General features: G+C 43.6%; 22 protein-coding genes, 1 tRNA gene and 1 other RNA gene. 7 read left to right on the plus strand and 17 right to left on the minus strand.

The window, feature by feature from the left end; all coding sequences use genetic code 11:
• On the plus strand, positions 1 to 536 hold a 536-nt coding region (locus W293_RS0106270), incomplete at its 5' end, for an IS30 family transposase (protein WP_025651613.1).
• 36 nt (positions 537 to 572) lie between these two features.
• Here W293_RS0106270 and rnc read toward each other — a convergent pair.
• The 16 genes from rnc to coaD all read right to left on the minus strand — a co-directional run bounded on the left by rnc (position 573) and on the right by coaD (position 17,729).
• Entirely contained in the window at positions 573 to 1,370 is a 798-nt protein-coding gene (rnc, locus tag W293_RS0106275; protein ID WP_025651614.1) for a ribonuclease III, read from the minus strand.
• 154 nt (positions 1,371 to 1,524) lie between these two features.
• Complete coding sequence (locus W293_RS0106280; RefSeq protein WP_025651615.1) at positions 1,525 to 1,920, minus strand: DUF4845 domain-containing protein; 396 nt, start codon at positions 1,918 to 1,920, stop codon at positions 1,525 to 1,527.
• Between the two features lie 185 nt (positions 1,921 to 2,105).
• Positions 2,106 to 3,008, minus strand: coding sequence for a signal peptidase I (gene lepB / locus W293_RS0106285; protein ID WP_025651616.1), 903 nt, complete (start codon positions 3,006 to 3,008; stop codon positions 2,106 to 2,108).
• Between the two features lie 78 nt (positions 3,009 to 3,086).
• Positions 3,087 to 4,883: a translation elongation factor 4 gene (gene lepA / locus W293_RS0106290; RefSeq protein ID WP_025651617.1), complete on the minus strand. Its 1,797-nt coding sequence runs from the start codon at positions 4,881 to 4,883 to the stop codon at positions 3,087 to 3,089.
• 271 nt (positions 4,884 to 5,154) lie between these two features.
• Complete coding sequence (locus tag W293_RS0106295; RefSeq protein WP_227502343.1) at positions 5,155 to 6,372, minus strand: capsule biosynthesis protein; 1,218 nt, start codon at positions 6,370 to 6,372, stop codon at positions 5,155 to 5,157.
• 153 nt (positions 6,373 to 6,525) lie between these two features.
• Positions 6,526 to 9,129 (minus strand): capsular polysaccharide biosynthesis protein, encoded by a 2,604-nt coding sequence (locus tag W293_RS0106300; RefSeq protein ID WP_025651619.1) that lies wholly within the window; start codon positions 9,127 to 9,129, stop codon positions 6,526 to 6,528.
• 33 nt (positions 9,130 to 9,162) lie between these two features.
• Positions 9,163 to 10,944: a polysaccharide biosynthesis/export family protein gene (locus W293_RS0106305; protein ID WP_025651620.1), complete on the minus strand. Its 1,782-nt coding sequence runs from the start codon at positions 10,942 to 10,944 to the stop codon at positions 9,163 to 9,165.
• A 138-nt stretch (positions 10,945 to 11,082) separates the two neighbouring features.
• Complete coding sequence (locus tag W293_RS0106310) at positions 11,083 to 12,189, minus strand: capsule biosynthesis protein (protein ID WP_227502344.1); 1,107 nt, start codon at positions 12,187 to 12,189, stop codon at positions 11,083 to 11,085.
• Positions 12,167 to 12,838 (minus strand): ABC transporter ATP-binding protein, encoded by a 672-nt coding sequence (locus tag W293_RS0106315; protein WP_025651622.1) that lies wholly within the window; start codon positions 12,836 to 12,838, stop codon positions 12,167 to 12,169. The genes W293_RS0106310 and W293_RS0106315 overlap by 23 nt, the downstream gene beginning before the upstream one ends.
• 40 nt (positions 12,839 to 12,878) lie before the next feature.
• Positions 12,879 to 13,691, minus strand: a complete 813-nt coding sequence (locus W293_RS0106320; protein WP_025651623.1) for an ABC transporter permease — start codon at positions 13,689 to 13,691, stop codon at positions 12,879 to 12,881.
• A 235-nt stretch (positions 13,692 to 13,926) separates the two neighbouring features.
• Positions 13,927 to 14,003: transfer RNA gene (locus tag W293_RS0106325), tRNA-Met, on the minus strand.
• Between the two features lie 133 nt (positions 14,004 to 14,136).
• An RNA gene (gene rnpB / locus W293_RS16725) (RNase P RNA component class A) lies at positions 14,137 to 14,493 on the minus strand.
• An 86-nt stretch (positions 14,494 to 14,579) separates the two neighbouring features.
• On the minus strand, positions 14,580 to 15,299 hold the full coding sequence (gene bioD / locus W293_RS0106330) for a dethiobiotin synthase (RefSeq protein WP_025651624.1): 720 nt from the start codon (positions 15,297 to 15,299) through the stop codon (positions 14,580 to 14,582).
• A complete protein-coding gene (gene bioA, locus W293_RS0106335; RefSeq protein ID WP_025651625.1) occupies positions 15,296 to 16,600 on the minus strand; it encodes an adenosylmethionine--8-amino-7-oxononanoate transaminase in 1,305 nt (434 codons plus the stop codon). Before bioA ends, bioD begins: the two co-directional genes overlap by 4 nt.
• Before the next feature lie 277 nt (positions 16,601 to 16,877).
• Positions 16,878 to 17,126 carry a YfhL family 4Fe-4S dicluster ferredoxin gene (locus tag W293_RS0106340; protein WP_025651626.1) on the minus strand — a complete coding sequence of 83 codons (249 nt, stop codon included), beginning with the start codon at positions 17,124 to 17,126 and terminating at the stop codon, positions 16,878 to 16,880.
• Between the two features lie 84 nt (positions 17,127 to 17,210).
• Positions 17,211 to 17,729, minus strand: coding sequence for a pantetheine-phosphate adenylyltransferase (gene coaD / locus W293_RS0106345; RefSeq protein ID WP_025651628.1), 519 nt, complete (start codon positions 17,727 to 17,729; stop codon positions 17,211 to 17,213).
• Positions 17,730 to 17,968: 239 nt separating this feature from the next.
• Between coaD and smpB the strand changes: the two genes are divergently transcribed.
• Complete coding sequence (smpB, locus tag W293_RS0106350) at positions 17,969 to 18,445, plus strand: SsrA-binding protein SmpB (protein ID WP_025651629.1); 477 nt, start codon at positions 17,969 to 17,971, stop codon at positions 18,443 to 18,445.
• Between the two features lie 121 nt (positions 18,446 to 18,566).
• On the opposite strand, the gene rarD is transcribed toward smpB, so the two are convergent.
• Positions 18,567 to 19,589, minus strand: coding sequence for an EamA family transporter RarD (rarD, locus tag W293_RS0106355; protein ID WP_240990804.1), 1,023 nt, complete (start codon positions 19,587 to 19,589; stop codon positions 18,567 to 18,569).
• A gap of 274 nt (positions 19,590 to 19,863) precedes the next feature.
• On the opposite strand from rarD, the gene W293_RS0106360 reads away from it, so the two are divergent.
• The 5 genes from W293_RS0106360 to W293_RS0106380 all read left to right on the plus strand — a co-directional run bounded on the left by W293_RS0106360 (position 19,864) and on the right by W293_RS0106380 (position 25,431).
• Positions 19,864 to 20,331: an Lrp/AsnC family transcriptional regulator gene (locus tag W293_RS0106360; protein WP_025651631.1), complete on the plus strand. Its 468-nt coding sequence runs from the start codon at positions 19,864 to 19,866 to the stop codon at positions 20,329 to 20,331.
• Positions 20,332 to 20,474: 143 nt separating this feature from the next.
• Positions 20,475 to 21,230 carry a hypothetical protein gene (locus W293_RS0106365; protein WP_025651632.1) on the plus strand — a complete coding sequence of 252 codons (756 nt, stop codon included), beginning with the start codon at positions 20,475 to 20,477 and terminating at the stop codon, positions 21,228 to 21,230.
• Between the two features lie 233 nt (positions 21,231 to 21,463).
• A complete protein-coding gene (locus W293_RS0106370; RefSeq protein WP_025651633.1) occupies positions 21,464 to 23,884 on the plus strand; it encodes a YgiQ family radical SAM protein in 2,421 nt (806 codons plus the stop codon).
• 320 nt (positions 23,885 to 24,204) lie between these two features.
• A complete protein-coding gene (locus W293_RS0106375; RefSeq protein WP_025651635.1) occupies positions 24,205 to 24,624 on the plus strand; it encodes a hypothetical protein in 420 nt (139 codons plus the stop codon).
• 285 nt (positions 24,625 to 24,909) lie between these two features.
• Positions 24,910 to 25,431 carry a hypothetical protein gene (locus tag W293_RS0106380; protein ID WP_227502345.1) on the plus strand — a complete coding sequence of 174 codons (522 nt, stop codon included), beginning with the start codon at positions 24,910 to 24,912 and terminating at the stop codon, positions 25,429 to 25,431.
• Positions 25,432 to 25,519: the final 88 nt, after the last annotated feature.

The following is a 25,519-nucleotide window of genomic DNA, read 5'->3' on the forward strand; positions in this document are numbered from 1 at the left end:
ATGATAGGCGCGGAAAGATAGCGAACCGCTGTGATATCAATGACCGTCCCAGTATCATTGAAGCGCGCAGTCGTATGGGCGATTATGAAGGGGATACGGTGGTTGGTCGTGGACATCAAGGTGTGCTTGTCACTCTAGTGGATAGAACAACTCGAGAGACTAAGATCAAAGCGCTACCCAATCGCAAGGCAGTAGCCGTCACACAAGCTTGTATTGGCATGCTAAAAGGTGAACAGGCGTTAAGTATCACCTTTGATAACGGTAAAGAGTTTGCTGACCATGAAACGATGGCAACAGCGTTGAAGGCTGATATTTACTTTGCTCAGCCTTATCATTCCTGGGAGCGCGGCACGAATGAGAATACCAATGGGTTAATTCGTCAGTTCCTACCTAAGTCGATGCGTCTTGATAACCTATGCACGCACTTAGTTCAGTCGATTGAGGATAATTTAAATAATCGACCTAGAAAGGTGCTAGGGTTTAGAACGCCTCTTGAGGTAAAATCTAGCTTCGGGTGCGTTGCACTTCAATGTTGAATCCAAGTTTTATAAAATATGGCTTTAAGATTTAGATTATGAGCGAGTTTTTGGCAAGCTTGGCAGTTTATGTAGCTGGTTAATCATTAGCTCTGCTGCTTTTTGCTCAGCAATACGGCGACTCTCACCCGATTCAGTAATATCAGGACAATTACTAATATTTACCTGACAGCGCACCACAAAAATTTGGTGTGGTGCATTGCCACGCGTTTCCATCAGCTCATAATGTGGCAAATCGAATTGTTTAGATTGCAGCCATTCTTGCAAGCGGCTCTTAGCATCTTTTAGGGCTTTTTGGTCGTTGACATTATCGATCAGATCGCCATACCATGAGAGCACGCAATCACGAGTAATAGTCATATCCTGACTGTCTAGATAGATAGCGCCAATCAGCGACTCTACAGCATCGGCTAGTATAGAGGCGCGATTACGACCGCCACCCTTGCGCTCACCTACCCCTAATATGAGGTGGTTGGAAAGCTCTAAGTTTTGAGCAATGATGACCAGTGACTCTTGACGTACTAAGGTGGCACGCATACGCGTCAATCGCCCTTCGTTTTGACTGGGATAACGATGGTATAAAGCCTCACCCACAATCATACCCAATAGCGCATCGCCCAAAAACTCTAAACGTTCGTAGTTTTTTTTGCTATCGAACGAGCGATGAGTCAGTGCCAGCTTGGGAAGCGTAAGGTTATTAAACACATAACCCAGTTTGCGCGTTAATATCGCTAGGCGTTGGATGAATTCTGAGCTAACAATAAGCGTGTCAACAGACGGGTCATTTGTTTGGGAGGTAGGAAGCGCCTGAGAGTGCTGCGAAGTTGGTTTCATGCGAGGCTTGTGGTTATCCCTTTTGTTTTACTGAAGTAATTGGTCAATAATGACTGGTTAATAGTGATTAGTTAATAACTAATCGCTATTAAAAAATATAAAAGTAAATAATTTTTGCTAAATAAATAACAGATAAGCACTCTGCCTATTCAGGTTACTCTGTCACGGTTGCGTCAATGTCACCTTCAAAGCGATTGACAATATCGACGTTACCGAAAAGGTTGTTGGTTTCTTCATATTTCTTATAAATAGCCAACTGACCGGTTTTTTTGTTGGTGAAAGTAAACACCTCTTCTGCATTGGTATCATAATCAGCATTGATAGATAGCTGCCGATTCACACGCTCGACGAATTGCTTGGCCGTCTCACCTTTGTCATTGGCTTCTTTAAGCTCCATTCCTAAAAGCTTGGTCAGCTGATAATCACCAATCTGTGCCGGTACAATAGCAATTATCAATTTGACGGCAATACCGAGAACAATAATGAATAAAACAATGCTAGTCACACTAGCTCCGCGCTGGGTCGACAAACCAGATAACTGCTGCACCATAACACCTCTCAACGGGTAAATTATTATATTATTATTGAGCACTTAACTACAGCATGCCCTCAATTCAATCGATAATCATAATATTAGCACGAAACTATTATTGATAAGTCAGCCTACGACCGACGCATCAAGCCGCTATTGCTTTATAACTTTAATCACTTTATAAATTTAATCGCTTCAGAACTTTAATCAATAGCGCCGTTACGTGCAAAGGTGGGCAAATTGAGACCTGGTGGCTTATGCATCCAAATATAAACAGCCTTGCCTGCTAGGTTTTCATCAGGGACAAAGCCCCAAAAACGGCCGTCGGCACTGCGATCACGGTTATCACCCATCACAAAATAATTACCTTCAGGAACTTTAATACGCCACTCGTTACCCTCTGAGCTAACCACTTCTGGTGCTTGTTGCTGCAAAAAGGGCGCATACTGTGAGCTATTCATGCCTTTCAAGTAACGAACGAGATGCTCATGCTCACCCTGTGTTTCTTGAAAATACTGCGCTTCACCCTCTTCTTGCTGACCCATTGCTGCCGCATTTTCTTCCGTCAGCACTTGTCCTGGGGCAACTTGTCCGGCAGGGTACAGCTGTGCTGTTAGCTCAGCATTGGCATCAAAATCAATAGATTTGGTCGTTACAGGCACATCATTGATAGCAAGCGTACCTTGATCATAGCTGACTGTGTCACCCGGCAAGCCAATGACACGTTTGATATAATAAATACTAGGGTTTTCAGGGTAGCGAAAGACCGCCACGTCGCCATGTTCCGGCTCGCCAGTATCCAATACCTTATTGTAAGTCAGCGGCAGGCGCACTCCATAAGCATATTTATTGACGGCAATAAAATCGCCAGTATATAAAGTTGGTACCATGGATGAGGACGGAATATTAAAAGGCTCAATTAAAAATGAGCGAACTATTAATACTACTGCCAATACGGGGAAAAAATCATAGGCCCAACGTACCAGTAAGCTCTCTTGGCCGCGGCCACGTGTTTTACGCTGTTTTAGCGCCAGCTTATCCAATAGCCAAATAATACCCAAGCCAATAGTTAATGGCACTAAAATCAAATTAAAATCAAAATCCATACTTAATTGCCTATTAGCGAGCTACTTATCCAACGATGATATCGGTAAAACCAGCCACGATATTCGTCTATTAATAATCTAATCTACCTGCAGTACCGCTAAGAAGGCTTCTTGTGGAATCTCGACATTACCCACTTGCTTCATGCGCTTTTTACCGGCTTTCTGTTTTGAGAGCAGCTTTTTCTTACGCGACACATCACCGCCATAACATTTAGCCAAGACGTCTTTACGCATGGCTTTTACGGTACTACGTCCGATAATCTGGCTACCAATTGCCGCTTGAATAGCGACATCAAACATCTGACGTGGGATCAGCTCTTTCATCTTACCAACGAGCGCATTACCACGATAACGCGATTGGGTTTCGTGCACAATCATGGCAAGTGCATCGACTTTCTCACCATTGATTAATACATCTACCTTAACCAATTTATCCACTTGATAACGCTCAAAATTATAATCAAGTGACGCAAAACCACGCGATACTGATTTTAGACGGTCAAAGAAGTCCATGACCACCTCCCCCATCGGAATATCAAAGATCAGCTGTACTTGACGACCCATAAAGCGCATATCTACCTGTACGCCGCGGCGCTCAATACAAAGCGTCATTACGTTACCGAGATAATCCTGCGGTACTAAAATCTGACAGCGGGCAATCGGCTCACGGAACTCTTCGATATTATTCGGTTCGGGCAATCTTGATGGGTTATCAACGTAAATAATACTGCCATCTTTTTTTACAATCTCGTAGATAACTGACGGCGCAGTGGTAATCAAATCCAAGTCATATTCGCGCTCTAAACGCTCTTGGATAATCTCCATATGCAGCATGCCGAGGAAGCCACAACGGAAACCAAAACCTAGTGCATCAGAAGTGTCTGGCTCAAAAAACAATGACGCATCATTAATTTGCAATTTTTGCAGCGCTTCACGGAACTTTTCAAAATCCGTAGATTCAACAGGGAACATACCGGCATATACTTGCGGGGTAATCTGTTTAAATCCAGGAATACGATCAACATCTGGCGTACTGGCATGCGTAATCGTATCACCCACTGGCGCGCCAGCAATATCCTTGATACCCGCAATAATAAAGCCAACTTCACCCGCTTGTAAGATACCTGTATCTAATGGTTTTGGGGTAAATACACCAATGGATCCGACCAAATGCGCATCTTTGGTCGATTTAATATAAAGTTTGTCACCTTTTTTTATGGTACCTTGGCGGACACGTACTAGTGATACGACGCCCAAATAATTATCAAACCATGAATCGATAATTAACGCTTGTAGCGGTGCGTCACGGTCACCCGTTGGCGCAGGAATAAACTCAACCAAGGCTTCGAGTAATTTATCAACGCCAAGACCTGATTTCGCCGACACGCGCGGCGCATCAACGGCATCGATGCCAATGATATCTTCAATCTCTTGAATGACGCGCTCAGGCTCAACTTGTGGTAGATCAATCTTATTTAAGACTGCCATCACCTCTAAACCTTGATCCACTGCGGTATAACAGTTGGCGACCGATTGTGCCTCCACGCCCTGAGCCGCATCTACAACCAATAGTGCGCCTTCACAAGCCGCTAGTGAGCGTGAGACTTCATAAGAGAAATCGACGTGACCCGGGGTATCAATAAAGTTTAGCTGATAGCGCTCACCGTTTGGATGATCATAATACAGCGTCACCGACTGTGCTTTAATCGTGATACCGCGCTCACGCTCAATATCCATGGAATCAAGGACTTGCGCCTGCATCTCGCGATCTTGCAGCGCGCCACACATCTGAATAAAACGATCGGCAAGGGTCGATTTGCCATGATCAATGTGGGCAATAATAGAAAAGTTACGAATATTGGCTAATGCAGTCACAAAGCGCCTACTAAATAATGGATGTTGGAGTAATGATCGGTTCGCACAATGGTAATAATAGCCATTGCTAAAGCGTACCGATGTATGCAGGTATTCTAGCAGTTTTCCACTGTAAAGTAAGGCGATTTTATTAGCAGGGATTGGAATGGCTACTGACATTAACGACTGAGTAGTGTTAACGATTAAATAAGTGCTTAGATTAACATTTTACAACGCAATATTAATGGCTTTAATTTAACCAAGACATCATTGGCTGGCTCTGTCTGATAAGTTATTTAGCGGTATCAGAACTTATGCTAGTGGCATCCGTTGGCTTTAAATACTTATACATCCAGGGTGATTTGCCATAAAAAGCGCCATTGATTTGCGTCTGTTCAATCAGATATTCACGAAACCTTAAATAAAACTCATTATCTGGGCTTTTGGGATGCCGCCAAAAATCATCAAGCGGCTTTGGGTCTGTCAGTTTTGGGGTGTCGTAAATCGCGCGACCCATAACCTTGGTAGGTTTTTTGTGATATACCGACTGTAGCCCTGTCGTACTATTAATCGTCACCATACCAATACTATGCTTCATCAAGGTTGGCAGATGCATATCGCAGCCATAAAAAACGCGATGACTGACCTGATAGCGCGCAGCCAAACTGCAGACCAATTCTCGATAATCTCGATGACCGCGATCTAACGGATGGTGCTTAAATACCAATAAATGCGCCTCATGAGCATGACCTGCAAAGCTTGCGATGGCTTCGTCAATGAACTGCACCACATCACGATAATTACTGTGATGAGTAATCTGCGAGTCATTGTGTACTTGTAGGCTAATCAAGAAGTAATTATCACTTTCTTGTTTGGTCAGTCTCTTTTGTAGTTGTTTGTCAGGTACATAGCCGCGCAGCTTACGCCATGGCGCTTTTAACCATGCTATTGCCTCTTGCCACGCTGTCATACCTCGGTAATGCGAATAATGGGGATAGCGACTCTTGTATAGCCAAGCAATAATGTAGTAAACGATGGCGGCGATACTCAAGCGATAAAATCGATTGTGCGTATATAACGGCTTATCATTGGCCTTATTCAACGCTTTAATATCGGCAATTTTTAACCGCGAATTACCATTAATACCGTACTCCTGCAAGGTAATATAATCGGGTCGCAAATAGCCTTCTTCGAACACAAAAAATGAAGTGCCTAACTTTTCACTGATGCACGACGCTTGTGTATGATGCGGGCGGCAGTCACCAAAACACACAATCGCATCAATATTATGCTCGCTAATAAAGGCCTGCAGCCAAGACGAAAACTGCGCCAAAGTACCTGTGTACTCATGTGTATTAGGATGGCTATAAAAAAACGCATCACCGGCATTAAAGTTGATTTTACTTACTTGAATATTTTGAGTCTGCAAAAATGTAGAAAAGCGATTGAAAAAGCCGCCCATCTTTCCCTGTAACAGCAAGACGTGTCGATGAGTAAGCAAATGAGACATCGAAGCTGCCATAGTATTAGATTACCATTGATTGAAGAATAGACAGACAAAAGAGAGGCAAAGGGATTGAGTAAATAACCCTAAATGACAAACAATTATACCGAAAAAACCCTTGCTTGTCGCAATGGATTTATAAGAGGTACTTGGCGTTTATTAACGAGATAATTTACGTAAGCGCTGCTGCCATTGATGACGCTGTTGCATAAAATGCGTGGCAGCACGACGCTTAAATTGGCTAGGTATCTGGCTGATTATGGCTAAAGGTTTTTTTGACGTGGCACTTGTCTTCACCGAAGCATTATTTATCTGGTTTTGCTTTGCGGCAAGATCGTTATTTTTCGGTGGATACAAATAGTCAATCACTTGCTCGACTTGCGCCAGTCCATAACCATTGGGAAGGCGATACAAAGGGTAGTCTATTAACGTACAGTGTAGCAGTTGTTCAAGCGTCAACGACGTCTGTCGTTTTCGTCTCTCTAAATAGTCAGCTTTCGGTGATAATTGGGCATCCATATCTGTCGTTAAACCCCAGCCGGCATAAAACGGTAAGCCGTAACAAGTAACGTCTAAACCACGAAGCAAGGCTTCAAAACCTGTCAATGAGCTAATAGTATGCACCTCATCAACACTCTCTAAACAGTCCGGCACTGCGGTATCATAAGCGACCGCTTGTACCTGTTTTAGATGCGCGGCGGTTACCTTCCCTGCACGTAATCCCGCCTCAACATCTGGATGCGGCTTATAAATCAGATAAGCATCAGGATTGTCTTGGCGTACACGCTCAATCAAACCACTGTTGGTTTTAATCGTTGAACCACAATACTGTACCGATAAGTCGTCTTCTACTTGCCCGACAATAAGAACACGGGATTTCCCAGATAGCTTAGCGTCTTGCATCCAAGAGATCTGTTGATCATCAGCGCCATCTACATTCATGCCAACATTGTACTTGCTGACCCGCTGAGTCAGCAGCTTGCCTCGCAGTGACTCTACTCGTGCACACTGCTTTGGCGTCAAGGCCTCACAGTGACGTAATAGCGCTTCCAAATCTGACGGCCGCGTTGCATCATAATAAATGCCTTGCTTGTCTATAACGACAGACAACGGTGCTAATAAGGTAGCCCCCAAACCATTTGAGCGAATAAACCCATCTTCCATACAGTAAATAGCTGGAATATCTGAACGTTGCTCAGCCAATTTACTTTGTCGTTTCTTTTGTACTTGCTGGCGCTTGGCTAGGCCCCATACCAGTAGCGGCTGCTGATAATTAACACGCAAGTGATCAGGATGCAGTAAATTTTTGAGGCGTGGCTTGGGTTTTACAAACAAAGTGGTACGAGGTAGATGGACAAAAGCTTTCACAAAGGGCAGTTTCCAACGGCTAAACTCATATACCGTTAAATTACCCTCAAGACGTCCTTGCCAATAACGATTGGTGATTAACCACTCAATGGCGGTATCAATCTCGCAGGCTTGCTTGGTGGCTGGATCTACATAGGCACTATAATCGATATAAGCACTATAAAATAAGCTTTCTAACGTAACCGTAAGGCTATTAGAGGATTGTTTGTTTCGCTGGTTAGGCAGGCGTTCAGGTATTTTCCATGGTTTTGCCAATAACTTAGAAAGTCGCCCTGATTCTGTTAATTTTTCAGGCGGCAGCATGGCAGCAGCAAACGCTTGACGGCGCTTCTTTACTACTTTAAGCAAGCGCTTTGGTGCACCGCTGTCATCGGTCAGGCCCCAACCACTATACCAATTAACGCCAAAACAATGCACTGTCTTGCCGAGCATTAGTGCCTCAAAACCCATGTGCGAGCTGACGGTATAAACATCGCTAACTTGCGCCAACAACTCGATAGGATTAAGCGCTTGGGTTAACAGTCGAACGTTTTTAGGTCGTTTTAAACGGGTCAGGTATCCTGATTTTGCTGCAGGATGGGCTTTGATCCAAATATGGGCATGAGGGTGATTACGGCAAGCAGCTTTTAACATGCGCTTGAACTGCTTACCATCAGCACCCGCGCCTTTGATAGAGGCATCACCAACGACTTGATCAATTAACAACACATGCGTTTTTGGAGCAGTGGGCGCTATATTAGAATTTTTCTCGGTCACCAAGTCATCTAATGAGGGACTTGCAATCACTGCATTGTATTTGCTTAATTTAGCGTTGCAAATACGCGCCATTAAGGCTTGCGCGCGCTTGTTGTCTGACAATAAGTCATGCGCACTTGAATAATCATGAGCACGTTGAATAATTAGCTGTTCAAGGCGTGAGCGCTGCGTCGAATCAAAGTAGATACCGATATCATCAATAACCACACTTAATCCATAGCGGCTACTAAGCCCAGAATCTAGCGAACGTAAGAAGCCATCTTCAATACTTAATGTCGGCAGCCCTTGCCGGTTGGCGGCGCGCTTTGCTCGTTGATAGCTTTTTTTATGACCCCAACCGATAAAAGCATCCGGGGTTTCAGACCCTACGTTAAAGCGCTGTTGTAAAGCTGACCAAGGATACCAACGCTGTAGGTCTGCTCGTAAGACGTCTGAAAGTAAAAGGTTGTTACGGCGCATTCCTTTACCGACTACCGCCAGACGTTTGGGTGCGTTAGATTCCAACCATTCAGGTTTTAATAAATTAGATGACAATAATTTGGATGGCAATAAATTAGATTTCATTGATGGCAAAAATAGTGCGTCAATAAAGGGTGACGCCAGCGGCATCTTATCCTTATTTATCACACTTTTTGCCATTTTCGATACCTTATTCAAGTTATATAGGAGTGACTATAAATCTAGTACAACTTTGGCTGCAATGGCTAACTGATAAAGTATTTGCGATAAACCACGGGCGATTTCTACACGTTTGGTTTTGACTTTCGGTAATACCATGATCTCATCACCCTGTTGAATACGGTAAGCGGTATTAACCACTTCACTGGCCCCATTTTGATGAACAACTAAGATCTCTTTAACATCAGCATTGTCAGAGAAACCGCCTGAATTGGCAACATAATCACCAACCGTATAATCTGGGTTAAAGGTTAGCGCCCCTTGTGCTCGTACTTGACCGTTAACCGTAATAACGGAAGTTTGCGCCGGTATCTCAATAATATCACCTTGCTGCAGAATAATATCCTGCCACGAATTCGGTACGACGACGATTTGACCAGTGGTTTTAACATTACGGGCTTTGGCGACAAACTGCTTAACCAAATTGGCATCGTCTTGACGCAATGCCGCCTCTTCACGCGTCGTCGATTGACTGGCAAGCGTCAATTCTTCCAAACGATCCAGCGATTCGTTAATCATGCGTTTTTGCTGTTCAGCAACAGACTCACGATAAATCGTTAAATGCGTCAGCTTTGCCAATGGGCTTGGTTGCAACTGGGGGACGATGTCTTTTAGACGAGCACCATAAGGCACAACCATGGCACCATTACCCGTATGTGCGCCTTTAACTTGTACGGCGATGGTGCCGGCATAACGATCTGAGGTAACCACCATCTGATCGCCATTATAGACAGGAACATTCTGCGCTTCTGCAAGGGAGTAATATTCTGCGGTTTGCGCGCGTCCTGCACTGCGAGTGATGCTAACGTTGGTAGCTTTAGCTGCGGGACTAGCCACTTGCAGTACATCACCGATGGTTAAGTCGTTTACATCAAACTCAAAGGTGTATTCGTTCTGAACTTCCCCGCCCACTTGAAAGGTTTTTTTCTGTGGGGCAACAGTAATGACGTCACCATCACGGAATGCAAATGACTGTAATTTACCCGCCAATAAAAAATCATATAAATTGACTTGCTGCAACATCTGACCATTACGTTTGATTTGGATATCAATATAACTGCCGCGGGTTGGATCAACGCCGCCCGCACGGTCTAAATAGGACAATACTGAATCTGCTGCAAGCCCACCATAATAACCGGGTTGTTTGACAAAGCCAGTCACGAAAACTTTCACTGGCTGTGCTTGCTCTAATGACGCATAAACGCCGACGTTCGAGCGATAAATACGACTGACCGCACTTTTGACCACGTTTTGTAGACTGCCATTTTGCACACCAGAGATACGGACTGGACCAACATTCGGTAAGAAAATATTACCTTGCGGATCTACAGTCGTGGTCGCGGCATATTGATAGGCGCCCCACATTCGTACTTGTACATTATCACCAGGATTAATCACATAGCTGTCGTTAAAGGTAGAACCAGAAGTCGTCGAAAACGCACCGCGAAATAGCTGCTCACCAAACATCATATCTTGAGTATCGATATCTTGATAAGGACGCGTGGTATTAATCACTGACTGACTGGGTAAGCTTGCGGCATTGACAGCTTCTTGAGTCGTTGCTTGACCCGGAACCCCACCAGCGAAAGCTTGCGTTGAGACATTAATGTTACTGCGGTTTTGGTCTTGACTCATGCTATTGCTACTAGTACCAAAGCTAGACCCTGCTATTTGATCCGCATAACTGGTCGCTGCTATTGCCGAGATGCTGGTCGCAGCCATCGTCAAGCTGATTACCTTAATCATGGTCACGATAGGACGTGGTTTCATGTTCATGCGTTGTATTCCTTTGCAGATCTATCGATCATTACTGGTATTTGGTTTGGCAAATCGTTCGCGATTGCCAAGCGCATCAAATCTTTAGCTTTTTACAGGGTAAAAATTTTAAAACTTACCCTGTAAGAAAATTCAAAGCTAGCTACGATGGTCACGAACCACTGCCATTACTAGACGTACAAAGCCATAAAGCATCAAAAGCAATGCCAGCGATGTCCAAATAATATAAATATGACGCGGATAGGATGCTTCTTCAGCCTCATAAGGGGTTGAGATTACAATCAAGTTTTTCATTTTTTTAAAGGCTTCTAAGCGGGCCTTTTCAAGCGATGATAGTGACAACTTATATAACTCAGTGGCGAACTCAACATCCGCTTTAATCGTCTCAAACTGTACAGCTTGACGGTTCAATTTGGTCGTATTTGGTGAGGTTAGTTTGGTTTGTTCTTGAGCAATCTGCTCTTCAACTGCCTTGATTTGACTTCTTAACGACACCACTTGCGGCGCATCTGGGTTCAAATAGCTTAGCAATTGTCGCTCTTCAGTGCGTAATGAGCTAAGCTGCGCTTGTAGGCTACCAATCAGTTGATTAACAATTTGGGCATTGGCCTGCGGGTCATAAATTTCGTTTTCATTTTGATAATTGAGCAACTGTTCTTTGGCATCATTCAAGCGATCCTGTGATTCATCGAGTTGCGTCTCGGCAAACACCAGTTGATCACGCGCGACCTCTTGTGAAATGCGGTTTACAAACTGTTCAGACTCACTCAAAATCGCTTTGTTAAGCTCAAAAGCGTAGTCTGAATCAAAGGCTTCTGTCGATACTGACAATACATAGCTTTGTTCGTCAAGATTGATATGAACCCGACTTTTAAAATATTCGAGTAAATCTTCTTGCGACGCATCAGGATCAATCTCGTAAATAGGATCCGAACCGTCAACATAATAAGCCTCGCGGAACTTAAACTTATTATCAAGGCGCTTCACCATATCATTGGACAATATATATTCAGTCAGATAGGTTGCATCTTCTTTACTGGTGCTATTCACACCTAACAAGGCCGATAGACCGCCACCAGAAGGTACGCTAGATTCGCTCACTTGTTTCACGACCACATCAGCTGTCGAAATAAAGCGCGGATGTGCAAGGGTCATGACATAAAAGATCACCAACACCCAAGGGAGGATCACCAAGCCAATGAACAGCGAGAAGTCAATTATCTTATTTTTTCGCTTTGTGGACATGCTTTTCATAAACCTCAATCGCTTCTGTTGTGTCATCAAAGACGTGTGCTGTTTGATCCATTAGCACAATACCAATATCGCAATTACGCTTAATATCACCGATGTTATGCGATACAATTAAAAACCCGGCTTGTGAGCGTCGCGCGGCCAATATCTCTTCACTACGCTTACGAAAAGCGGCATCACCAACGGCACCGGCTTCATCTAACATATAATAATCAAAATCAAATGCCAAGCTTAAGCCGAAGGTTAAGCGCGCGCGCATACCTGAAGAATAGCTTTTAACTGGCATATCAAAATAGTTTCCGATATCTGCAAACTCTTCGACGAAACGAATTTTCTCATCAATATAAGGACCGCTTGAATAAAGCCGACAAACAAAACGGACGTTTTGACGACCCGTCAAGCTACCTTGGAATCCACCTGCTACACCAACGGGCCATGAAATAGTGGAATCAGTAATAATCTCTCCGTGATCGGGCTTGTCTAGTCCACAGATAATGCGCAATAGTGTTGATTTGCCCGCACCATTACGGCCAAGTAGACCGACGCTTTGCTTATCACCAATGGTCAGATTCAAATCTTTAAATAGATAATGCCTACCCTGTTTGGTCATAAATGACTTAGAAACATTTTTAATTTCAATCATTTGTTTGCCCTAAGTTGAAACTGGTATCACACTTTATGAGTTATTTAGAACGTATTAAGTCTCTTTCTACTGCTTTATACATGAGAAGACCTAAGAAATTTACTGCAACCGTCCACTTCAGAAAATACGTTATATCTATATGATAAGCAGGATAAGCAGGTGCAAAAGCGTGACGTATTAACTCAATATTATGGATAAAAGGATTATAGAGTAAATAACTAAAGTATGGCTCTGGAATAATATGAATGGGATAAATAATACCCGAGGTGAAGTAAAGTATAGTAAATAGTATGGCAATAATTTTACTGATTTCACCACCATAAAAACCGACAACCATCATGATTAAAGCAACACCAAAACTAAATAAAAACAAAGTAATCCAACAAAATAGTACGATATGTAGATTTGCTAAACTGGCATAATCACCGAAAAAAGCAAGTCCGGTTAATAAGATAACTAAAGTAACAAAGTAAATAATGAACTCTAAAGCTGAGCGAGCAATTATGACATCAATATGACGAATTGATCTATACATCAACAGTCCTTGATTTGCTTCAACCGCTCCTAATGCTCTAGTCGCAATAGTCTGAAACATACGAAAGGGAACCATTCCTGCCACTAGAAACAGTGGGAAACTCATTCCTGGTACAGCTCGCTCTATAACCACACCAAAGATCACTAAAAATATAAGCATTTGAAAAATGATTTCTAGCGGTGCCCATAGATAGCCCAAGCGATAACCACCAAAACGCGTTTGCAACTCACGCATGAGCAATGCATGGAATGCCGCACCCATGACTTTCAGTCCACTACGGTGCTTAATAGGACGATAAGGAGGTAATTGTACAGACATAGCGTTACAGGACTTTACCGAAAACAGCCCCTATGATAAGTAAGCGGGACATAAGTTACAAGAATTAATCTGTGTCTAAACAGATAAACCTATGATTAAGCAAGAAAACAGCAAGTAAATATAAGCGGTTATTTATCTAACTGACTTTAGAATATTGTCTTCATTGGGTTTTTTAGCCAAAAAAAAACCAATCACAAAGGATTGGCTTCTTTCGTACTGCTATTCTTACTATAAATGGTGGCGATGAAGAGACTTGAACTCTTGACCTCACGATTATGAGTCATGCGCTCTAACCAGCTGAGCTACATCGCCATTTAAGGCTCGGTATAATACCGATAGAGACGACTGTCGTCAACCCCTAATTATCGTTTATCTGCAAAAAATAGGAATTTAATTCAAATTAATAGCAAATATGTATAGCACTAACGATAAAAACGAACAATAAAAAATTGGTAAACCGATAAGCCGGGTTCTGTCGTGGACAATCATTCCTCTAGGCGTATCATCGCTAATACGCTCAAGCAACCTACCCGCATCGAACGCGGGCCGCGCCATGCCGATGCCTATTTGGTCTTGCTACGCGTGGAGTTTACCATGCCGTGAGATGTTGCCATTCACGCGGTGCGCTCTTACCGCACCCTTTCACCCTTACCTCGCTTGCGCGGGGCGGTCTACTCTCTGCTGCACTGGTCGTCAAGTTACCCTGCCCAGCCGTTAGCTGGCACGCTGCCCTATGTAGCCCGGACTTTCCTCCCCTGCGCATCTGTTGCCAGTGTGCAGCGGCGATTGTCTAGTCTACCAAGCGCGCTAGTATAGCAAAACTAATGGCTGTCTAGGAATATCTTTTGCGTTTATTTCACTTTTTTACCAAATGACTTGAATCAGGATCTAAAGAAAGTTCAGCGGTAATATTAAATCATTGTCATTCTTCTGGTCTTTATCTTGGCGTGACAGCTGTAACCAATGTGTGTTTGGATAATTTTGCGCTAAGTAGTTTTTTAAATAATCAATCGTGCTATCAGCTATTTGCTTATCCGTCTGGGCAGCACTGTCATGAATATGGTTATAAATGACGCTATGTACCGTCAAACCACGCGCTTTAATCGCCTCTAAACTCAGCAAAGTATGATTAATACTACCAAGCCGCCCTGATGTGACTAAAATGACCGGATAACCTTGAGTGGCAATATAATCCAAGGTTAATAATTGCTCAGTGATCGGTACAAGCAATCCGCCTGCGCCTTCTAATAGCACTATATCGTAGCTTTGTTGCAATTGCTGCGTAAACTTGGTGATGATTTCAGGGTCTAGAACGGCATTAGCAAGCGCAGCAGATAAATGCGGTGACGCAGGTTTCTCATAGCGAAACGGACACGTGGTAAAGTCTAAATCACAAGGCTGCAACGGCATATTCATCAATTGACGATGAGTGACAATATCATCGGCAATATTCATCTCACCAGTATCACAATTGACGCTAACGCCTGTTTGTACCAACTTTTGAGTGATGACGTTAGCACCTTGATGCATCAGCGCCTTTGCTACCATGCCGGTAGCGTAAGTCTTGCCAATATCGGTATCGATACCAGAGATAAATAGCACGCTCATAGTTGACCTTGCTTTGTTAAATAAACACGAACCACCGTTAACAATGACTGACATAACGTTACTAATTCAGTGTCAGTAGTCATATAGGGCGGCATGATATAAACCAACTTACCGAAGGGTCGTACCCAGATGCCGTGTTCAATAAGTAAAGATTGAAATACTGGCATATTAACCGCGTCATTAAGCTCAATGACGGCTACCGCCCCCAAACAACGTACTTCTTCAACGCCAGCTAACGTCGCTGCAGGCGCGAGTTGTTGTTCCATTACGGTTTGCATATTTGCCGTACGAGCTTCGATATCATAGGACAAAATTAAATCAATCGATGCAGAAGCGACCGCACAAGCCAGCGGATTTCCCATAAAGGTCGGGCCATGCATCAGGGCTGGATAATCACTTTGGCTGATGGTGTCAGCAATATGGCGCGTACATAAAGTCGCGGCAAAGGTCATATAACCACCCGTCAGTGCTTTGCCAATGGTCATAATATCAGGACTAATATCGGCATGCTCGCAAGCAAACAGCTTGCCACTACGCCCAAAGCCTGTGGCGATTTCATCAGCAATGAGCAGCACGTTATGCTCATCACATAGCTGACGCAGTAGTTGTAAATACTCAGGGCTATAAAAGCGCATACCGCCTGCGCCTTGAATAATAGGCTCAATGATAAATCCGGCAAGTTGATCGCTATTTTTAGCAAAAAACACTATTAATTCATCACGTGTAGTTTGATTTAGCCCGCGCTCAAATCCTAAAGGCGGCGCAGACACAAAGTGCTGCATCGGTAATTGTTTACCATACAGGCTGTGCATGCCATTAACAGGATCGCAAACACTCATCGCATGCCACGTGTCGCCATAATAGCCAGAGTGCGTTGAGGCAAACTGGCACTTTTGCGGACGCGCAGTGGCAATTTGATATTGCAATGCCATTTTTAGCGCCACTTCTACCGCGATACTGCCGCTATCGGCATAAAATATCGCATCGAGTCCAGCAGGTACAATAGCTAGCAGCTTTTTGCCTAAATCTATCGCTGGCTGATGGGTCAAGCCGCCAAACATGACATGCGCCATTTTGCCCAATTGTTCAATCATCGCGGCATTGAGCATTGGATGATTATAACCATGGACACTCGCCCACCAAGATGACATGCCGTCAATCAGACGCGTACCATCTTGCGTGACAATATAAATGCCTTCTGCATGATCAATAACGATATTTGGATAGGTGGGCGGCAGGCTGGCGTAGGGATGCCAAAGGTGCTGTTGATCAAAATCACTGGTAGCAGCATCAACACTCATAGTACGCGCTCAAACGACAAGCATTTATTTTTAAAAAAGCGTACTACCATTTGAATATCCGTATTCGTCATATTATTCCTAGTTTTTAGCATTTTTATATAGTGGATTTACTTTAGAACGGACACGTTGCGACTGGGATGAGTTTTTCGTAGCCTCTGTGATAACAGCAAGCAAAGGAAGTTTATACCAATCGCACCTATCTATTAATGTATCGATTTTTAACGTATCGATTTTATTTTAAAATAACTATTAACTCAAAGGCACGATTGGCAACGCATTACTGACCAGTGATACGTTTGTATTTAGACATCAAATCGCTTTCGGTTTCGACATGATTAGGGTCATGAGGAATGCAGTCAACGGGACAAATGACCACGCACTGTGGCTCATCAAAATGACCAACACATTCGGTACATAAATCGGGATCGATGACATAGATATCATCGCCTTCTGAGATGGCTTCATTTGGGCAGGCAGGCTCGCAGACATCACAGTTGATGCATTCATCCGTAATTAATAGTGCCATAAACTGCTCCTTATATATTACAGATAACAATAAATACTGACCGTTTTAGCTATTCTGACGAATAGTTATCAGCAAATATTCTATCTATTTAAGATCAAGTTTCTCAGCAAAGGCTTGTGAGACACACTGAGGGACAAATTTAGTCACATCACCACCAAGCTTGGCAATTTCGCGAATCATGGTAGACGAGATAAACGAATAATTCTGAGATGGGGTCAAAAATACTGCTTCAAAGTTTTCATCGAGCTCGCGGTTCATATTGGCCAGCTGAAACTCATATTCAAAATCCGACATCGCCCGTAGACCACGCAAGACAGCAGTGGCATTTTTTTCACGCATAAAATCGACCAGCAGACCTTCAAAACCAATCACCGATACTTGCGGTAAATCGGCAAATACGGTTTCGACCAAGGTAACGCGCTCTTCAAAATTAAATAGCGGTTTTTTATGATGACCTGAAGCAACGGCAATGACGACCTCGTCGAACAGCTTGGTTGCTCGCTTGACTAAGTCGACATGACCATTAGTAATGGGGTCAAAGGTACCAGGATATAAAATTTTGGTATGTAGCTTTGAGGAATTGGCAGCAGTAGGATGGCTCATAACGTGGCTAATGTAGTCGGTAATATTACGCTATATGCTAGCAAATTTTGCCCAAACTTAATACTCATCTGCTACATTTGTCCTAACAGCCGACTTACATTTTTGTGAACTGCTTTGCTACAATAGGCGGTTCGACTCATCCCTCTTATTATTTATAATAAAAGACAATCCATATTAAAGGGTTCGGATGAGGACTGTTAGACAAGGGCAATATATTTTGCAGCCCTTATGGAGAAATTATGTCAAAAAAATCAAGAAAACCGGACAATCAAATTTGTGCCAACAAAAAGGCGCGCCACGAGTACTTCATCGAAGAGACGTTTGAAGCAGGTCTGGCGCTACAAGGCTGGGAAGTCAAAGCCATTCGTGCAGGTAAAATGACGATTACTGAAGCCTATGTCATCTTCCGCAATAATGAAGCCTTCTTATTTGGCGCGCATATCCAGCCATTGTTATCTAGCTCAACGCATGTGAGTCCTGATAGCATTCGTACCCGTAAGCTACTCCTCAATCGCCGCGAGATTGAAAAGCTGTTTGGCGCTGTCAATCAAAAGGGCTATGCTTGCGTACCGTTGTCTTGTTATTGGAAAAACTCGCTGGTTAAATGTCAAATTGGCTTGGCACTGGGTAAAAAGCAACATGATAAACGCAAAACGCTAAAAGACCGTGATTGGGAACGTGATAAGCAGCGCGGCTTTAAACAGCATTTAGATTAATAGATGAATGAAACCATTCACTTTACTCTAACGTAAAAAGGACGATTCAGCATACTGTTGAATCGTCCTTTTTTATTTGAAAAAATAGCGTTTTGATAAGACTGAGCTGCATTGTTAAAAATCAGATTGCTTGAGCTATTTTATTGATCTTCGACTCTTTTTGAGCACGGCGCAGTTGACGAATACCATGGCTAATCAAACAAGCAATACCCAACCAAATGAGCCCATAGCTATAAATCATTGCTGATTCAAATGGATTGCCCAAGACGGTGATGGCCAGTATAAACAATAATGCTGGTTCTATATAGCTCATCATGCCATAGACATTCACGGGGAGCATTTGACTGGCATCGACGTTGGTTTTCATAGCCAGCACACTAAGTACACCCAATCCCGCCAGCATTATAATAAAGAAACCAGAACCACTTACCACGCTCAAACTGCTCGGCGCGAATAAAAATAAATAAACCAAGGCAAATGGCGCGAATATCGTTAAATCAACCAATAGTCCAGTCACCGCGCCAATCCCTTGCAGACGACGCAAAATATAATAAATAGGATACGTGCCACAGACCCAAAGCGTGGCCCAAGAAACACTGTGCGTACGTACAATTTCACTACCGACGCCGACAGCGGCAAAGGCAACCGCCAACCATTGCAGACGGCTTAACTTTTCGCCAAAAAAGACGCAGCCAAATATAACCATCATTAGTGGGAATAAGAAATAACCCATTGCGGTTTGAACGCCTTGCCCATTGACCGGTGCCCACATAAATAACCAAAACTGACTGAGGAATATCGGTGTTGGCAATAACAACCACGCCCACTGCTTCACAGTACCTAGCGCTTTTAACTTATCCATATGCAAACCCAAGCGCCCACTAATTAGCAAATAGCCTATCAGTCCCGCCCACATCGCTAGCATACGCCAGATAAAGACTTGCGTACCTGACAATGGCGCTAAAAAGCTGCTGTAAGCATAAAGTACGCCAAACAACAAATTCGACAATACTGCTAAGGCCACGCCCATGATTAACGTACGTTGCTGTGTGCTGCCTGCTGTCCAGATAGTAGCCAGTGGCAAGCGCGAAACAGTCGTTGCGAGTGTATTAGCGAATACGTTAGATAGCATTAAGATAGACATAAAGACACCGTACATGTAAATAGATTTTAGAAAACCCGCTATTAGCCTGTATTTATTATGGCTAAGCTTTGATTACTAGGCTTTGTTTGCCAAGCTTTGATTAGTGGTGTCTATTTTACTGAACGATATTGATAAATTATCTCCAAATAAAGCTATTCATAAATAAATTTATCTTTTATGACTCTCAAAACCAAATATTTCCTTAAATTTTGACTTATAGTGATAATAATTATAAAAATCTTTAACAAAAATACTTTTTAGAAGAGAGCATACAATGAGCCAAATTTTAGATGATATCGATAAAGCGATTTTAAATTTGCTACAAGATGATGCGACCTTGCCATTAAAAACGGTGGCAGAACAAGTGCATGTGTCTATCGCTACTGCCCAACGCCGCATCCAAGCATTAATAAGCAATGGCGTCATTACTAAGCAAGTCGCTATAGTGGATCCAAATAAGGTTGGCTACGGCCTGACTGCCGTGGTAATGATAGAGATGGCGCGCTCAAATACCTCGATGCAACATCGATTTGAGCGCTTGATGAATGCGCAGCCACAAGTGATGAGCTGCTATGAAGTGTCCGGTGATGCGGATTTTATGTTGATGGTCAATGCCAGAAATATGAGCGATTATCATCGATTCACGACTGGTCTGCTCACCTATGAGAACAATGTACGCAACTTTAAAAGCCAATTTGTGATGAATTTTACTAAAAGTGGGACAAAGATTTTGCTTGATTAGCAATCTCAACAAGCATTGGTTTATTGAGTTAATTAAAAGTAGATAAGTTACTACTAAAAAAGGTACGATATCAACGAAAGTCTGGCAGTAAACAATAATTGCCACCTCAATAGTCCATTGACAGTAGACAAGGAAGTCGTAGTATGACTAAAAGTACCCGTGCCCTTAAAAAAGAAGAAAGTGATAATCCAGCACTAAAAGCATTAAGTTTTAAAACAGTGATAACAGGGGCGTCGCTCGCGGCATTGCTCGCCAGCTCAGGCTGTGCCACCAGTTCATTGTTAGAAGACAATAACCGTGTCAGCACAACCACGACTAAGAGTGTGTTGTCTGAAGACCAAATCGTGGCTTTTGGTCGTCCTGCGCAAGCATTGCCAAAAACGCCAAATGCGACCATGGTGATCGTCGGTGAAAAGAACAGCTACGTGCTGACCCAAGGCGGGACAGAAATGGTCAATTTGCTCACCAATCTGACGCCAAAGAACATCCAAGTCGATAATGACATGAGCTTTGCTGTGCCCAATAATGATGGGTATTTTCAGGGAGAAATGAAGCTGTCTTACGCCAAATTAAAGGATGAATTTAAGCGTTCTGACTATCAGTTCTTTTTACAAAATAGTGGCCGCGAATGCACCTCCGCCAGCGATCTGCGCATGAACGCTCAGCGCTTTTGTTTTAGTATCCCTGTCAAAGGCGCTATCTATCCACAAGTCAGTAATTTAAGCCTAATTCAGTCGAATTATCGCGCTTTAAGCAAGCCTTATATGGTCAGCTTCCATACACAAACGCAGCAAGACCAAGTCACTCGTAGTGGTACGAATACGGCTCAAAAGTTAGTTTTATTGCCTTTCGCCCTAGCATTTGATGTGGTGACTTTCCCATTCCAGTTATTAGAGTAGTAATTCCTTACTATAAACGATGATTTAGAACGAAAAGATGGTTGGTTTCTAAAAGCCTTTTTATTCATAGATTGTCTTACACTATCAATAACTTATCATTAATCGCCCATCATAGAATAGGTCGCATCATGAGTGCGATTCATGTTAAAATGAGCGCTTTTAAATGAGCCGTTGTTAATGAATAACAATAACGGCTTATTTTTAGTGCCACTTTTTAATTAACAGGTCTGCCCATGTCTGCCGATACCATCGCCCGCACCGCCTTTAAACAAGGCACCAAGCCACTTTACGACTACGACAAACACTGGGCGAGCTGCTACGAGCCTGCGCCTTATCTGCCGATGAGCCGTAAAGAAATGGATGATTTGGGCTGGGACGCTTGTGACGTCATCATCATCTCAGGCGATGCCTATGTCGACCATCCAAGCTTTGGCATGGCGATTATCGGCCGCTTATTAGAAGCACAAGGCTTCCGCGTCGGTATCATTGCCCAGCCAGACTGGAAGAGCAAAGATGCCTTTATGGAACTGGGCAAACCTGTCTATGCTTACGGTGTGACGGCGGGCAATATGGACAGCATGATTAACCGTTATACCGCTGATCGCAAGATTCGTAGCGATGATGCGTACTCTCCAGGCAACGTCGCCAATAAACGCCCTGACCGCGCCGCTATCGTCTATAGCCAGCGCTGCCGCGAAGCGTATCCTGATGTGCCGATTATCTTGGGCGGTATCGAAGGCAGTCTACGCCGTATCGCCCACTATGACTATTGGTCAGATAAAGTTCGCCGCAGCATATTGCTCGATGCCCGTGCCGATGTCTTATTGTATGGTAATGCTGAGCGTGCCATCGTCGATGTGGTACATGGTCTGTCGAAAGGCTATAGCTTTGAGCAAATGAGCAAATTGCGTGGTACGTCCTATCTGTTGACCCCGACGCGCCGCCATTGGCAAGCGGATATGACCGAAGTCGCTAGTAACGATGTCGATACTGTCGGCCGTGTTGATCCGATTATCAACCCATACGTCATGACCGAAGACGTGGATCAATGCTCAATCGAGCAAGAAAAGCCGAGCGACTCGCCCGTTGGGCAAGCGCTGTCAGGAATGGCTTCACAGTATCCCGGCTTTGTGTCTGAACCAGTTACCAATAAAATTATCAATGCGCATCAAGTCGATGAAGAAACGCAAGTCGTGCAAATGCGTGGCTTTAATAAGCCGATGACAGCACGCAAGCATAAACTTAAAATGCCGCCGCGTGAGCAAACCGTGATTCGTCTGCCTGATTATGAGCACGTCAAATCTGACCCTGTGCTCTATGCTCATGCGAGTCGTATCTTACATTTGGAGACCAATCCGGGCAACGCCCGCGCACTGGTGCAACGTCATAGTAGCGGCGCTGGCAACTCACACACCTCTATTGACGTTTGGCTCAATCCACCACCGATTCCGCTCTCAACCGAAGAGATGGATTACGTATTTGACTTGCCGTATGCACGCCTACCACATCCGAGCTATGGTGATGCACGCATCCCTGCTTATGACATGATTAAGTTTTCGGTCAATATCATGCGTGGCTGCTTTGGTGGTTGTACCTTCTGCTCGATCACTGAGCACGAAGGCCGCATTATCCAAAACCGCTCAGAAGAGTCTATCTTGCGTGAAGTGGAAGCGATTCGTGATACCGCACCCAACTTCACTGGGGTGATATCGGATCTTGGTGGACCCACGGCTAATATGTATCGTCTAAACTGCAAAGACGATACCATTGAAAAGAATTGCCGCAAGCCATCTTGTGTCTATCCTGACGTCTGCGAAAACCTGATCACCGATCACAGTAATTTGACCAAGCTATACCGTAAAGCGCGTGATATCAAAGGCGTGAAAAAAATCCTTATCGCTTCTGGCTTGCGTTATGACTTGGCAGTAAAAGACCCTGAATATGTCAAAGAGTTGGTCAGCCATCATGTCGGTGGTTATCTAAAAATCGCGCCTGAGCACTCAGAAGAAGGCGTGCTATCAAAGATGATGAAGCCGGGCATGGGCAGCTATGATAAATTCAAAGCCATGTTTGAGCAGTACAGCCAAGAGGCAGGCAAAGAGCAATATCTGATTCCTTACTTCATCGCCGCCCATCCGGGCACCAAAGATGAAGATATGATGAATCTTGCGCTGTGGCTAAAAAGTCATGGCTATCGCGCTGACCAAGTGCAGGCGTTCTATCCGAGTCCGATGGCAACGGCGACCACCATGTATCATACGCATAAAGATCCGCTGCATAAGATTAGCCGCAGTGAAGGTGACATGGATATCGTCAAGTCGGGCAAGCAGCGAAAATTGCACAAAGCGTTCTTGCGCTTTCATGATCCAAAGAACTGGGTATTATTGCGTAAAGCACTGCAAGACATGGGCCGTAGTGACTTGATTGGCAAAAACCGTGGCTGCTTGATTCCGCCCTTTAACGCCAGCTTAGAAGGTCGTGATGCGGCACAAGACAGCTATCAATCAGCGCGTAAAAAGAACAGCCGCCTAGGTAATGATTCGGTGAAGCGCACCAATAATAGCTCGAGCGCTGTAAAAAACACCAAGAAGCAAGTGAGCAAAGGCAACTTCCAAACGCAGCATACGGGTCTGCCACCGCGCAAAACAAAGTAATTATATTAGCAAACCAAGGTTATAAACTAAGCTTGGTTTGCGACAGCTCAACGCTCGTTATTAATAAAAATCGCCCATCAGCTTAATCGTTGATGGGCGATTTTTATTGGCTAGGTTACTCAATTATCTAAATAACGGACGACTCAGACTATAAATTACATTAGTCATCGGTTAAGTAAGAAAGCTAACAGGTAACAAACAATTTCTAACACCGCTCTGACCACGTTTTCGCTACCATGACGTCATATGCTTAACGCATTATTAAGAACAAATAAATAACCCTAGACAAATTATCATAATAGCTACTTTTGGAGAAAACAGTGCATACTTTAACTAAATTCGCGACTGCCCTACCTGCCCTTGCCTTATTGAGCGCTTGTGCCACCACCGTCCCTACTACGCCAGAGTCATCAAATACGCCTGCTTCAGAAAGTGTCACTAACGCCGCTTATGATCGTATGGCACCAGCCCCTTATACCTGTACTGACGACAGTAAAATCATGGCAAAACAGTCCATTAATAAAAAGCAAGTCATGCTAAACGCGACCTTACCTAAAGTAAACTGGGCCGACCAACCAATCATCTTAAATGGTGGCGTCCAAGGTGACACCGCGAGCTATGTCAACGAATCAAACTCAGAAGTCGTCTATGCATGGCACATGAAAGGCGATAAAGGTATCTTTGCCATGAAGTGGGCTGACGGTAAAGAATATCAAGTAAACTGTCAGATAGGCAGATAATAATTTTGGTTTAATCGTTCATTAATAATGATAAACCTACAATTATTAAACTGAGCAATACTATAAACAGTCATCATATGGTGGCTGTTTTTTTGTGCGCATTTTTTAAAAATATGCCGATTGTTTTGATATTTTCATAACAAGCGCGCGTTTGCTGCATTTCGCTAGTGAAGCAGTGAGAAAGCTGTCAAAATAGTCCTTATATAGAAAGCACTGTTATAAAAAGACTGATATATAAAATGCTCATCCAATAATAAAGAGGATACGTCGATGGTTAAGCGCTTAATGAGTACATTAATAATGACTACTGCCAGTATGTGGGCGTTAACCGGCTGCGACAACAGTGCTGAGACCACCGAACAAACCTCCCAGCCAGCCGTGACGACAGCAGAAACCTCAACGCCAGCAGTCCATACTGTCGACTGGTCGTTGGTCGCGAGTGATGAAAAGCCTGCTGATCCCACCAATTATCAGTATCCGTTTGCGCTCGATAGTCAAAACGTCCGTGATTATGCGGATTACTTCAAAGTGGATGCTGCGACCGCTCAACATAACCTCACGATAAGTATGGCAAGCAACGAGGCGCTATCCAAAGCTTTGGATCAGCTGAGTGAGACCTATCTTTCACACGAGCTGACCGATGATAAAGACATGACACTTATCATTCATACCACGCCTGAGGTCGCTGCCAGCAGCTATGATTATGTGCTGTCCGATGACTTTGCTAAGGGATTGGTATTACCTATCGTGATTCAGCCAGATAGTAAGAAGGGTGAGGTTAAGGGGCATAGGGAGGTGGTGGAATAGAAATTGGACAAATCTTGAATGAGTAGAATGGGTTTGATTTAACCCATATTACATCCAATTCTAAATTAAAAAATTAATTTGAAATATA

This window comes from Psychrobacter sp. TB67 (assembly GCF_000511065.1).
GTDB classification, from domain to species: Bacteria; Pseudomonadota; Gammaproteobacteria; order Pseudomonadales; family Moraxellaceae; genus Psychrobacter; species Psychrobacter okhotskensis.